Annotated in this window: 15 protein-coding genes; all 15 read left to right on the forward strand. The window is 35.4% G+C overall.

Going from position 1 to position 13575, the window contains the following annotated elements:
- Positions 1 to 17 precede the first annotated feature (17 nt).
- Positions 18 to 605, forward strand: a complete 588-nt coding sequence (gene clpP / locus ACWIUO_RS05930) for an ATP-dependent Clp endopeptidase proteolytic subunit ClpP (RefSeq protein ID WP_454176991.1) — start codon at positions 18 to 20, stop codon at positions 603 to 605.
- A gap of 155 nt (positions 606 to 760) precedes the next feature.
- Positions 761 to 1873 (forward strand): GGDEF domain-containing protein, encoded by a 1113-nt coding sequence (locus ACWIUO_RS05935; RefSeq protein WP_454176992.1) that lies wholly within the window; start codon positions 761 to 763, stop codon positions 1871 to 1873.
- Positions 1839 to 2444 carry a peptide deformylase gene (gene def, locus ACWIUO_RS05940; protein WP_454176993.1) on the forward strand — a complete coding sequence of 202 codons (606 nt, stop codon included), beginning with the start codon at positions 1839 to 1841 and terminating at the stop codon, positions 2442 to 2444. The genes ACWIUO_RS05935 and def overlap by 35 nt, the downstream gene beginning before the upstream one ends.
- Before the next feature lie 462 nt (positions 2445 to 2906).
- Positions 2907 to 3275 carry a hypothetical protein gene (locus tag ACWIUO_RS05945; protein WP_454176994.1) on the forward strand — a complete coding sequence of 123 codons (369 nt, stop codon included), beginning with the start codon at positions 2907 to 2909 and terminating at the stop codon, positions 3273 to 3275.
- Between the two features lies 1 nt (position 3276).
- Positions 3277 to 3594 carry a hypothetical protein gene (locus tag ACWIUO_RS05950; RefSeq protein WP_454176995.1) on the forward strand — a complete coding sequence of 106 codons (318 nt, stop codon included), beginning with the start codon at positions 3277 to 3279 and terminating at the stop codon, positions 3592 to 3594.
- A gap of 87 nt (positions 3595 to 3681) precedes the next feature.
- Positions 3682 to 4530: a hypothetical protein gene (locus ACWIUO_RS05955; RefSeq protein WP_454176996.1), complete on the forward strand. Its 849-nt coding sequence runs from the start codon at positions 3682 to 3684 to the stop codon at positions 4528 to 4530.
- Positions 4531 to 4934: 404 nt separating this feature from the next.
- The gene (locus tag ACWIUO_RS05960; RefSeq protein ID WP_454176997.1) at positions 4935 to 5105 is read left to right on the forward strand and encodes a hypothetical protein; all 171 of its coding nucleotides are present in this window, start codon (positions 4935 to 4937) and stop codon (positions 5103 to 5105) included.
- Between the two features lie 29 nt (positions 5106 to 5134).
- Positions 5135 to 6163 carry an ArdC-like ssDNA-binding domain-containing protein gene (locus tag ACWIUO_RS05965; protein ID WP_454176998.1) on the forward strand — a complete coding sequence of 343 codons (1029 nt, stop codon included), beginning with the start codon at positions 5135 to 5137 and terminating at the stop codon, positions 6161 to 6163.
- Positions 6164 to 6333: 170 nt separating this feature from the next.
- Positions 6334 to 6828, forward strand: a complete 495-nt coding sequence (locus ACWIUO_RS05970; RefSeq protein ID WP_454176999.1) for a single-stranded DNA-binding protein — start codon at positions 6334 to 6336, stop codon at positions 6826 to 6828.
- Between the two features lie 311 nt (positions 6829 to 7139).
- Positions 7140 to 9056, forward strand: coding sequence for a hypothetical protein (locus ACWIUO_RS05975; protein WP_454177000.1), 1917 nt, complete (start codon positions 7140 to 7142; stop codon positions 9054 to 9056).
- Positions 9057 to 9227: 171 nt separating this feature from the next.
- Positions 9228 to 9560 carry a hypothetical protein gene (locus ACWIUO_RS05980; protein WP_454177001.1) on the forward strand — a complete coding sequence of 111 codons (333 nt, stop codon included), beginning with the start codon at positions 9228 to 9230 and terminating at the stop codon, positions 9558 to 9560.
- Complete coding sequence (gene vapD / locus ACWIUO_RS05985; protein WP_454177002.1) at positions 9551 to 9982, forward strand: VapD family protein; 432 nt, start codon at positions 9551 to 9553, stop codon at positions 9980 to 9982. The genes ACWIUO_RS05980 and vapD overlap by 10 nt, the downstream gene beginning before the upstream one ends.
- 977 nt (positions 9983 to 10959) lie before the next feature.
- A complete protein-coding gene (locus tag ACWIUO_RS05990) occupies positions 10960 to 11685 on the forward strand; it encodes a hypothetical protein (protein ID WP_454177003.1) in 726 nt (241 codons plus the stop codon).
- Positions 11686 to 11963: 278 nt separating this feature from the next.
- Positions 11964 to 13169 (forward strand): tyrosine-type recombinase/integrase, encoded by a 1206-nt coding sequence (locus ACWIUO_RS05995; protein ID WP_454177004.1) that lies wholly within the window; start codon positions 11964 to 11966, stop codon positions 13167 to 13169.
- 169 nt (positions 13170 to 13338) lie between these two features.
- Positions 13339 to 13575, forward strand: a 237-nt coding sequence (locus ACWIUO_RS06000) for a hypothetical protein (RefSeq protein ID WP_454177005.1), incomplete at its 3' end; no start/stop codon positions are given.

Here is a 13575-nt window from a genome sequence, read left to right on the forward strand (position 1 = left end):
CATACAAAGGCAACCAAATGAACTATATCCCCTATGTCATCGAAAAAACAGGACGAGGCGAGCGAAGCTATGACATCTACTCAAGGCTACTAAAAGACAGAGTGATTTTGCTAAGTGGCGAGATAAATGATATGGTGGCTAGCTCCATTGTCGCACAGCTACTTTTTCTAGAAGCAGAGGACCCAGAAAAAGATATAAATTTGTATATAAATTCCCCCGGTGGTGTTATCACAAGCGCGTTTAGCATTTATGATACGATGAACTATATCCGTCCTAGCGTTTGCACGATATGTATCGGGCAGGCGGCTAGTGCGGGGGCTTTTTTGCTAAGCTGTGGCGAAAAGGGCAAGCGATTTTCTCTGCCAAATTCTAGGATTATGATTCATCAGCCTTTGGGTGGTGCGCAAGGACAGGCTAGCGACATCGAAATCCAAGCAAAAGAGATTTTGCGACTAAAAGCAAAGCTAAATGAGATAATGGCAACCGCCACAGGACAAAATCTAAAAAAAATCACCCAAGACACAGAGAGGGATTTTTTTATGAGTGCCAAAGAGGCGAAAGAATACGGACTGATTGACAAAATCTTAGAGCGGAGCGCGAAATAATTTGCTATCTCAAAAATCGCTTCATAAAGTCGATTTCAAAGCAAGTTAAAGACAAAAACTAGCGATAAAATAGATTCTACAAAAAAGCGTAAAATCAAAAAGCATAAAATCTAACATAAAGTCCAAACCAAAATCCAAAACAAGGCAGGCACAAAATGGCAAAAGATGATAAAGCGAGCATTTCAGATAATCCATTTTTATCTGGCGTAAATCCTACCGTGCCTAGAGGTGGCGAAGATGGCGATGTCGCACCGGGCGATGGGGAGGATTTTTTAAGCGTGGTGGCTAGACTATCAGAGAGTGCCGTGCAAACTATCCAACAAGAATCCCTGCCCTGCCTGCCATCAAACTACCGACTTTATTTTGAAAAATTTTTAGAAAAAGAATCCCCCACGACAAAGCAAAAAATCCGCACGATTATGCGCTTGCAATCAGATTTGGAAAATCGCGCGCTAATCTTTGAAAAATCTGTCGGGGAGAGTTTGCGCGTGATAAAACAAGTGCTAAATTGTATGTCGGTGGTGTATCAAAATTTCTTAATCGCTCAAAATGTCGTCCGACAATATAGCCAAGATATGGAGCAAGCAGATAATAAACTAACGCTAAGAAATGTGATGGATTTTTTCGTGCGCGATATGAATAAAGTAACCACCATTACTTCAAAGCAGCTAGACCAAATCCGTGATTTGTATGTCAAAACTGATAAAAATCTAAAACAAATTAGCCAAAATTCTGTGTATGATTTAAATCTTGATGTCTATAATCGCAACTTTTTTAACGCCGCTTTGCAAAAAGAGCAACAACTCTGCCAAGAATTTAACCACCCTTCAATCCTTGTGTATTCTTCTTTGTCAAACGAGCTATCACGCAATGTCGGGCAGGATTCGCCTGTGTTTATGATATTGTTAAAGACTTTGGCAAAATTTTTGCAAAAACATGTGCCTACGAGCGATTTTATCGGCTATATTGGCGAGGGGATTTTTGGGATTTTGTTAAAATATTCAGACATTAGAGAAGCACAAGAAATCTGCGTGGCATTGTATCAAGCAGCCCAAATCACCGATGTTTTTGTGGGGGATTTAAATCTGCAATTAGACATTTCTACAAGTATCGCAAAAATAATGCCAGAACGCTCCATCGAAGAAACGCAAAGTGCTTGCCTCTCCACCCTAAAAGTCGCCCTAGAAGAAAAGCAACACTGCAAAATCTACCAGCAAGATGACGAAAACGCCGATGTTATTGACGATATTGAAGCACCCAAACTCTAAACTAAAACAAAAATCAAATCCTGTGGAGGATTTTGATGAAAATCTGCATAAGTTTTTAGATGATATGTATGAGACGATGATACATAGTGGGGGTATAGGGTTAGCAGCGATTCAAGTAGGCAAGCCTATCCGTGCGCTAGTGATAAATATCCCCCGCGAGATAGAGGGCGCACAGCCACAAATCCAAGAGGACGGAAGCTATGCTATCCCCACAGAGCAGTGCAAAGAGGATTTGCTAGAAATCATAAATCCTGTATTTTTGAAGCAAGAAGGACAGACTTTGTATAAGGAAGGGTGCTTATCAGTCCCGGGATTTTTTGAGGATATTGAGAGGTTTGAGAGTGTGAGTGTGGCATACCAAGATAGATTTGGCAAGGAGCATATTTTGCAAGCAGACGGCACGCTTGCGATTTGCCTCCAACACGAGATAGACCACCTAAATGGAATCCTTTTTGTAGATAAATTGCCCATTTTGCGTAGGAAAAAGTTTGAAAAAGAACTAAAAAAACTCCAAAGAGAGCAAAAAGAACAAAAACAAAATCTTAAACCAAAATCCACACAAGAATCATAAATAAAAATCATAGCGTTTTATATTCACAAGCACGCCGACAATATCGCAAGACTAAATCATTGCAAGGCTAAATCCAATCATTGCAAAGATAAATTTATCACGCTATTTTGTGTAATCTCAATAAATAATCTTTCTTATCATATTGAGGTTTTAAAAAGGCTTTTTAAAATCTCTTTTTTTGTCATATTTATCGTTATATTGATAGCATTAGCCCGAAGCGTCTAGTCATTGCCAACAAAAGCGACTTTGTCAAAAATAACATTTTCGTGGCAATGACAGCATTGCAAATTTTCGCAATGCTGTCATTTTTCCCCCTCCCTTGCGGAAAAGGGGGCTAGGGGGTGGGTATTTTTAGATTCCGTTGCTGTCATTGCGAGCAAAACACAAGACTTGCGTGGGAATCTATTGTGGAGCGTAACGCCGATAGACTTATAAGCATAGATTGGGAAGCGGAGGTATAAAATGACAGCAGAAAAAATCCTAACAAAAATCTTGCAAGACCGAGAACAAGAAATTACGAGCGAGCTTATGCGATTAAAAAGTTTTATAAAAAGCAAACTTGACAACGAAGTGGAGGATTTTGCGCTAACGCTAGAATATAGTGGCAAAAACGCTACTGAACAAAGGGGAAGGCTTTATGAAATGGAAATGCTACGAAAAAGGTTAGACGCTTTTTTAAGATATGGCAAAGATTTTGAGCTAACACAAAAATTGAGATATATTGATTGTGATTTTTGTGGCAATGTCTTTATAGATGATGTTGGTAATGCAGAATCGGTATGCCCCGAGTGTGTGGCTAAAAATTTAGAATGGGAAAAAGCGGAGGTGTAAAATGTATGCGCAAAATCAAAAAGTTATGATTGTAGATTTGACACTGCAAGAATACGACAGCTTAGTGAAGCAGATGGATAAGGAATCTACAATTCTATTTTTTAACAATATCCGCAAAGTTGGCATAGAGCGCAAAAAAGAATTTGTAAGCATAAAAATGCGAAAAAGTGCGGATAGCGTAGATATAAAAAAGGCGTTGCAAGGCTATCAAATTGATATATATTTTTTCTTTGAAAATGCAGAGAGAGGGTATAAAATCTTTTATGGTAAAACCGATGGCAGTGTGATTTATCTCCGTGCGTTTTTAAGGTTGCCTTAAAAGTTTTTAAGTAAAAACAAAAAGCTAAAAAATGTGTGATATAATCACACAAATAAGGATATTGCAAGCTAAAAAGGATTTAATGCAATGAGAAATAACAATAGCAATGGCGCAGATTTTCGTTTGCTACTATTATTAAGTATTGGTTTTGAAAAATTAGAGGAACAAAGCAAGTATAAAATTGTCTTAAATATGCAAGACAATTTTATTTATTTGTTTGATTCAAATAATGCAGAACCATTTGATAAAATTGCTATTGAAACTTACACAAAGGAAACAAACAATGACGCGAGAGGAATTGCAGAAAAAGCTAAACAGGCACAACATAGAGATAAAACCCGAGTGGAAAGCTATGCCAGCGAAATCATTGAGCGAGTGCGAGGAATATTGGAGGAAAGAAGCAGACAAAGCAGAGGCGAGGGCGAGGAAAGAAAAGAAATTAGCAGACGAAGCAGAAGCGTGGGCGAAGCTAGAGAAGAAATTAGCAGACGAAGCAGAGAACTTAACCAAACGAACAACGCAATTTGTTTCCTACTTAGAAAACAAATACTCACACAACAAAGCCCAATAGATGATAGGCTAGAGCTAAAATCTATACATACAAAATACCAAGAACTTAAAGATGAATCAAATAAAGCAAGGGCAATAAGGACATATTTAGAATTAGGAGGGGTTGCAAATGATGAAGTGCTAGCAAAATTTGGAAAAACTATTAACTTAGGAAAAAGCCAAAATTCTCTTAAAGACAACGATTCTAACCCAAACGCACCAAATGTTTCAAATACGCAACTTACAAATGAAAACAAAGATAACACAAACAACACTACAAATAATCCTGCAAATAATGCTACCAACAATCCTACAAACAACAACCAAAACCCCACAAATCCCATTAACAAGCCTACCAACACTCAAACACCAAAAAGACGCAGATAAAATCATTGTAAAATTCTTTATAAATTAGATTCTATGCCTATGTAAATGGATAAAACCTTAAAGGATTAACAAATGTTTTTTATCACTTCTTTTATGATAATTCTTTGGGCTAGCATTTTGATTTATTTTTTTGGTATTTTTGAAAGCAACAAAAATCCATAAAAAAATCAAAAAATCCCAAAATCCCCCCAAAATCTCATTTACTTTTCTAAAAAAATAGGTGCATTTTTTGACCTATTTTTTTGCAAATTTTTATCCCTTATAAATGCCCTTGCCAACGATATTTTAACAATGTCTATGCACATAAAAATGGGACTACCCCTTTTTATGTGTTTGCTTATGATTTTTTTATCTACTAAAATTTTGCTTGTCTTTTAATCTAATCCCAAGAAAAAGGAGTAAAAATGCCAAAAGACGAAGTTACAGCTATAAAAGAAGAAATGGTGTCAATCATCGGTATGGGTTTTCCAATCCAAGATGATAAAGACGAGGAAATCGCTATGCAATCAGCAGCAAGACTAGAATTTGATGGAATAATCAATTCTAACGGCGAATCGCAAGATTCTAACGCTTAAAAACAAAAAACCAAAAAAAAGGAGCTACTATGCCAACCGAAATGACTTTAGAACAATTCCAAGAAAAAAGAGCGAACATTAAGGCGGATATTGTGAGTGAAATCGCAACTTCTATCAAACACGGCTACGCGCCTTTCCTAAAAGATAGGAGCGCACTAGACAACCAAAAATCAAATCGCCCCTATAATGCAAGCAATGGGCTAGCTTATGAGGGAATGAACTCTTTGTTAGCGGATATTAAAAAAGAGAAGTTTAACTACCCTACAAATCAGTGGCTAACTATCTATGACGCACAAAGAATGGGAGTATCCCAAGCCGCGCTTGACAAAATCACGGATAAAGAAATGTGGAAAAAAGAATTTGCGGACAAAGCATTGCAAACACACTATATCCAACGCAACGAAAAAAGCTATGTGCCTAAACTTGATGAGCAAGGCAACACTATTCCTTTGCTAGATGAGAACGGGCAACAACGCATAGGCAAAAACGGCAAACCGCTTATTGAGTATGAGCTAGATGAAAAAGGCTATTTCAAAACTCAAAGCAAACCGCTTGAAACGCCTAGACTAAAGACCGAGCTTGTTTATAACATTGAGGAATTTAAGAAGCTTGACCCCAATTTTGCAAATCTAACATTCAAAAATGGCAAGTCAAAGATTCTACCAATCAATGAAAACCAAGTCAATCGCCATATCCTAAGCAATACGCAAAAAGAGGAACACACAAGGGTATTTTTTAGCGATTTAGAGAAAACACTTCTACCAAATACCGCTAAAAATATCAAAGAGTATTTCAACGCACAAAACTTTGAGCGAGCGTATAAAGCACCAGAGAGAAAGCCTTTGACCCAACAAGAAAGCAATTTGCTTGACAATGTAATATCACAAAACGAGCAAAAAGCAATGCAGGGCAAAGAAAAAGAGGCAAGCAACGCTAAAGACGCTTATGGCATTGACAAGTATTTCAAAGAAGAAAAGAAACAAGAAGTCAAGCAAGAGCAAAAGCAAGAGGCTACAAAAGCACAAGCCCCACAAAAATCAAAAGGGCGAGGGCGATAAGCCTAAAAAGCATAACTACGCTAGATTATGTAAAATAGCACAAAAAGCAAAAAACATAATCTAGCTAGATTATGTTAGCTAGAAAACTTTGCTAGTAAAAATGCGTAAAAACACAAAAAGAAAATCCAAGCAAAAACACGAACCTAACACGCCAAGAAAAAGGAGAAACAATGAACTACTTAGGAGTTAGTGGATATTTGACAAAAGACGCGGAATTAAAATACATCGGCGAAAAGCAAACAGCCTGTGTCAATTTTAGCATAGGACATTCACGCACATTTACCAACGAGCGCGGAAATAGCGAGACTGAAACGAGCTTTTTTGATATTACCTTTTTTGGTAAGTATGCAGAGTATAAACACCCAAGACTTAAAAAAGGCAATCTTGTCTTTGTCGAAGGAACTTTGCAACAAAACAAATGGGTAAGCAAAGAAGATGGCAAAACCTACTCTAAAATCCAAATCATAGGCAGAAACATTAACATTATCGAAAAAGATAAGGCTAATGCGATAAATGCCAATGACGAGGCTAAAGAAGTAGAAACTACCTACACACCCTCTCAAAAAGAGTTAGATAGCACGCAAGAGAGCCAAGAGCATACAAATGCAATCCCTCAAAACGATGAAAATCAAAAAGAAGAAAATAAGCCAAATGAGATTTTTTAATAGCGTTTGGTAGCATAAGCAAATCTAACACTTAAAAACGCCTAACAAGGCTTAAATGCCTAGTAAGGCACATACTTTAGCATAAAGTCTAGCATAAAGATTTTTTGTATTTTTTGATTCTTTGCAAATATGAATTTTGCTTTTTGCAAGATTTTTATATTTGCAAGATTTTTAATCACTCTAAATCTTTGTGCTTAAACGCCATTTAGCCTATATCTCTAATAATCCGCATTTGTGTTTTTTTAAATGTCCTTTGCATAAATGTGGATTGTTAGAGATATAGCTAAATACATAAAAACAAAGGACAAACAATGAAAAACATTCTTTTTTTATCCAACCTCACAAGCAATCTTACCACAAACAAACTTGCCCCAAACAAAAGCAAAATCTTAAGCGCATTTATAAGTCAATTTTGTTTCTTAGCGTGTGTTTTTATCATTATTGCAAAAGCAGATGTAAATCTAATTATGGAGCAAGATATAAACTTTGGTAGCAAAAAAGGCACATTTGGTGGAAAGATGAGTTATAAAGACCAAGCGTGGCAAGCAATAGGAAATTTTCAAGTAAATGCAGAAAACAAAGTAAGGTTTCAAATCGACCAAGTCAATGTAGGTGGCAGATTTTATAACTTAAAGCAAAAACCCGTAATTGTCCGCCAGCTAAAAAGCCCAAATGCGATTTTACGCAAAGGTAGCAATTTAGTGCTAAAAAATGAAAATCAAGCAGAATTTGATGAGTTTTATGCAAGGGTAAATGATACCGCCTATGTAAAACAAGAGGAAAAAGCAAAACAAAAACGAAAAGCAAGGACACTAAGCAGTGCTTTATCTAGCGGGGGCGCAGATAGCGGAGGTGGCTCAACAGGTATGAGTATAGGCACAAGCAGTGGAAATAGCTCTTTGCCTTATTATATGCCTAGCACCATAGGGACAACTAGCAACAATGGCGATGGCAAGATAACGACTTACACGACACAATTTTGCAAAGCACCCGAATATTTGCATAATGCTATAAAACTCTCAATCGTAGATAAGGACGGAAATTGTATAGATAGGCTAGCCGTGCGTGATGATACAAAATGTGAGTATAGATTTGATTTTGCAAATTCTAAAGCGATTAAGCAAACACAATTTTACTATGTGGATAATGAAAACAAAGTGCAAGTAGTTGGGGATTGTGTGGATTTACAAGGGGCAGAATATCAATCTACACTTTACAAAGATGATACACGATGTAGCTTAGAATCTACGGATAAAAATTATGGTGGAGGCACAGCTAGCTTTTTTGTAACGCAGATTTTATTTCGTGGAATCGATGGACTAATACATAAAGCTACGGATTGTATGGCTTATGGTAATATCAAAGAGGAATTAGTCAAATACGAGCATAACGACAAAGCTAAACAATCTCAAAGAGTTGTGAATCAATACTATACGGATTATTACACAGGGGAGAGAGTATATATCACGCAAGGTGTAAAAACGGATAAAGCGTTTGATTGGAAAGAGACGACTTGTGGAGAGTGGGAACACGATGATGAGAATCTAAGAAGTAGGATAAGGACAGAAATTGGATTTTATGATGATGTGGATTATAAGCAAGCAAAAGTAACTTCGTGTGATTATTCTACCGCAAAGGGTAAAGCGGGTATTTATGAGATAAAATATGTAGTAAAAGATGATGTAGATAAGGAAATAGAGCTAAGGAGGGAGAGTAGGAATTTTAGCATTAGCAAACACCAAAGAGTTACGGATTCTTGTAAAGCAGGTGCATACGAAAGGCAAAATGGTTCAAGGTATGATTATGTTGCAAATACAAGTTGGACTACAACTTGGAAAGTCATAGATAAGACTTCATATATTTGGTATGTGAGAGCAGATGGGACAGAATACCAAAAGCTAAACGACCCTACGGGTAAAAATGAAAAATTTATAGAAATAAGGCGTGAGGAAAGAGTAAGTGCAAATGGTTTAGGTGCAAATGAGCAGTGGCGTAAATTCTATGAGTTTCATTCTAAGCAATCGCCTGCGGATTATCTAGCACAAGAGAAAAAAACAATAGGGGAATCTACTGATTATGTAAATTGGGTAAATCAAAAAGTCGGTGGAAATAGGACTTGTGCTGCAAGCCTTCATAGCGGACATCAAATTGTGCGTTGTGGTTGGACAGGAAAAAATTGGAGCGAAAATTATCCTTGCGCTTATTGGATTCCTTATTCTATCCCTTAAATGCCTAATTGGCTAATCATTACAATAATTTGCTAATTTTCACGCTTTTTTAAGTAGCGTTTGTGCTATAATTGCTTTTATGCAAACAAGGCGATTATGCGCTTATGCGTTATGGTTAAATTTTACATAATCATTAAAACTTGTTTGTAAAATTTACAAAAAGGACAAACGATGTCAGCAAATGAAAAAATCGTAAGAAGTGTGAGAATCGTGCTAGATGAGGAAAAAATCTTGCGTGAGGGCAAGTATAAACTAGAGGATTTATATGCGTATTTAGATGAAATCGCTAAAGAAGCGGATTTGATTAAGCAAGATAAATGTAATTATGTCGGTAAGGGCGATAAAAATGATTTATCACGCATAGGCATATTTACCGTGAATAATGCGATAGAAAACGAAGCAATTACACGCAATGTCAAAGAGTGGCTATGGTTTGAAAACGATAAACTTGATGTAAATGTAATAGAATCTGCAAAAAGACGCGGAGATGGGATATGGGAATAGACAAAAATGAGCAAAAATATATAAAATATATCATTTTTGATTTAGATACCAAACAATTAAAGGATATATTCCCTGATACAAGATTGCCTTATTCTATGATTAAAAAATTCTTTGAGGATAATGGCTTTGAGCATAGGCAATATTCGGGCTATATTTCTAAAGAATTATTAGATAACTTTGATATTATAGCTATTATGAAAGAGCTAGGCAAAAAATTCACTTGGCTAAGAAACTGCATACAAGAATTTGATGTTTCAAATGTGATAAACGAAGTAAGCGTAAAAGACCAAATCATAAACAGCGCAATACAGCAAGAAAGACAAAAAAGACAAGAAAGACTCAAAAAAGCTAAACAAATCACTCAAAATCCCCCAAAACCAAACACACCTACTACACCCAAACCAAAACCCCGCAGGCGATAATATTTCGCCTTTTTATCCCTTAAAACAAAAGAATAATGATGAAAAAACGACAAATTAAAAAAATGATAAAATCCGTGTTAAAAAAACATAAAAAAACAAATACAAAAAACAAAATAAACAAAACAAAAAATAACAAACAAATACAAATCGATATGCCCGAACAAACAAGACAATATTATCTTGCATTAAGCAATAAAGAAAAATGGGCAATAAAACAACAAAAACAAATGCTAAAAGATTTTATCAATGATAAAAGATTTTAAATCAATTTATATTTCTTAAAATCTTTTGTGATTTTTTTGTTTTTTACTAAGCGTGTTTCACACGCTTTAAGGGACAAACAAGTGCGTTAAATGAGTCATTTTAGTTGGTTTTTGCGTTTGTGTTGTTATAAAATACTCTTATCAAAAATAAAAGAAAACTATGTCTTGGAAGTTATGGACGATAATCATTTAGCTAATGAGTAAGGGAAAAACTCCCGTGCGAGCTAAAAGTTTCTTTTTAGAAGCTTAGGAGTTAGCGGGCAAAGTCGGGGCATAGCGAGTATTTTATTTTTGTGATTCTAGCGTTTTAAGACTTGCTAGCGAAGTATTAAAAATTGCTAGAATCTTTCAAAAAACACATTACCCTAAAGCGCAGCGATGCGCGGGGGTAAGTGTTTTTTGGCTTTTTTTGGTTTTTTAGTTTTTGTTTTTTGCGTTTTTTGCTTTTTTAATGTTTCTTAAAGTATAAAAACGCTAGGATCGTGCGTTTTGTTTGTCTAAATTTTGGCAAGCAAAACAAAATCTTAAATTTTCATAAAAGGAGCTTTACAATGTTAGTTAATGCAAGAGGTAGCCTTAAAGGGCTTATGTTGGTTAGTTTGTTTTCTTTTGTGTGCGTAGCAAACGCAAACGCAAACGAGAGAGAGTAGCGAGCGCGTAGAGACAAGCGCAGAGATACAGGAGCAAATAGACGCCATAAAGCGTGAAAATGAAATGCTAAAAGCAAAAAAGGCAGAAAATAACAAAATCATCAAAAGTGGTTTTTTGGGATTTTGCAGGGGCAAATATGAGGCAAGCGGTTGTTTTATCGGTGGGGAAGTTGGGTTAGCGGTTACGGATAATTGGATTTGGTTTAATATTGCTAATAATGTTAATGATTTGTCGCCTAATGTAAAATCGGTTAATCCTATTGTAAATCTTACTTTTGGCTATCAATGGTATTATATGCAAAATCAAGGTTTGCGAGTAAAGGCAAATATAGGTTATGCAAATTACAATGCGACTTTTAAGGATATTGAATGGGGATATAACGATGGGAGGAAACAAACTTTTAAAATGAATAAAAATACAAATGCCGTTCAATATGGGTTAGAGATTGCTTGGCTTTGGGATTTTGTGCGCAGTGGTAAGCATACTTTGGGCTTAGATTTAAGCAGTGGGTTTGAGGCTAGCACATTGATAGGGGATATTGATAATGGAGATAAAGATTCTAAAATGGCTTTTAAAAATTTTACAAATCTTGCGTGGATTACGCGCATAGGTTTGCATTATTATTTCAATGTAAATCATCAAATAGGGCTAGCCTATGCGTATAAAGGATATTCAGCAGTAAATGGGCAAAAAAGCGAGAGTAATATGCTAGTAAATGGCGAGCCATTTGCGAGAGTTGCGACAAGCCCGCGCAATCAAATATTGCTATCTTATGCGTATAAATTCTAAGATTTTTTAGCGAAGTTTAGCGCAGTTTTTGGCATAGCTTTTTAGTTTTGTTTAGCGCGTTTTTTAGTGTGCTTTTTAGCACACTAGATTTTATCCGCGTTAAAAATTGTTTTTTTTGCAAATTTTGCATATTTGCAAGTTTTGTTTTTATCCGCGTTTGTTTTGGCTTATCTTAGCCACGCAAGCGCGGTTTTTTTGTGAAAAATTTTGCGGATTTTTGACAATCTCTCACACTTTCAAATCAAAATCAATCACATAAAACACATAAAGGACAAACAATGAATAATGCTACACAGGGGATTTTTACGCCCAAAAATTATGAAATCTACCACCCAAACAAAAATGCTTTATCAAAAAATCTATCCGCAAAAAGCGAGGATAAACCTAAGCAAATGAAATATCTAAACGAATGGCATAAACAATGCTATGAGGGAATCCACACAAAAAGCGATGAAATATCATTTAGCAAAGATGAGTTAGTGCCTATATTTGCTAGATTTTGCCTGCATAAAGCAAAGTTATACAATCATAATTCTAAAAGCAAACAACAAAAAACGCTAAATTATCTTTTATTGCAAGAAAATCATTTATGCCTAAGTAGTTTTAAGATTATCCGTAAATGGATAAATCATTGCGCTAAAAATGGACTTGTGAGTATAAAAATACTAGGCAATATCTTGCAAATGCTAGAATCTCTGCTTAAATTGCATAATGATAGATTTGCGCCAAATATGAGCGAGGAGAAATTTTTAGCGTATTTTCATTCCCTTAGTAAAAAACTAAAAAACTCTACGATAAATAAATATATCATTTATTTAGATATGTTTTTGCGCTATGTGGGGGAAAATCTAAATATCAAAGTGCGTTGCTTAAAAACGATAAGGAAAAAATTTGCAAAAGAGAGGGCGTTGCCTAGTTTTCTAAATCAAAGCCAATTTAATGATTTTTTGGATTTTGTGAAAAATATGAAAGCTAATAATCTAACAAAAAAGCGCGATAGACTTATAATGCTAATGGTAAGCTATACAGGAATGAGAACAAAAGAAGTGTGGAATCTAAAATATAGCGATATAGCCAAAGATAATTTTAGCGGAACTTATGTATTTAGGATACAGGGCAAGGGGCTAAAAACACGGCTAGCAAGTGTAAAAATAGAATTGATTGATGATTTTTTGCAAGATTTTATAAAATCTAAGGATAAATTAGGAATAAAAACGCCTTATCTTTTTAATCTTAAAAATAATGCTATACCGATACAAAAAAGCATTAGCCTAAAACCGATTTTAGAGAAACTAAATGCGGTGCAAGAGAGGGGAAATTATCTGCATTTGCTTAGACATAGTTTTGCTAGCTTTGTGTATGCAAAATCTAAGGATTTATTGCTAACACAAGAAATGTTAGGACACAACTCTATCAATACAACTCAAATCTATGTCCATCTAAACCAAGAATCCCATAACAAAGTAGCCCAAATGTTTGCGTGATTATGTCTTTATAAAAATGATGTTTTTATAAGTTTTATCACTACTAAGACAAGATTTTTATCACTACTAAAATGTAGATTTTATAAAAATTTGTTATAATCGTTTTTATGCAAGCAAGGCAATTATGCTATTTATGCCGTGTTTGTAAAACTTGAAAAAAGGACAAACAATGTCAGCAAATGAAAAAATCGTAAGAAGTGTGAGAATCGTGCTAGATGAGGAAAAAATCTTGCGTGAGGGCAAGTATAAACTAGAGGATTTATATGCGTATTTAGATGAAATCGCTAAAGAAGCGGATTTGATTAAGCAAGATAAATACAACTATGTCGGTAAAGGCGATAAAAATGATTTATCGCGCTTAGGGATTTTTACAAATAACAATGTAGTCAAAAACGAGGCAATCACG

This window comes from Helicobacter sp. T3_23-1056 (assembly GCF_053654535.1).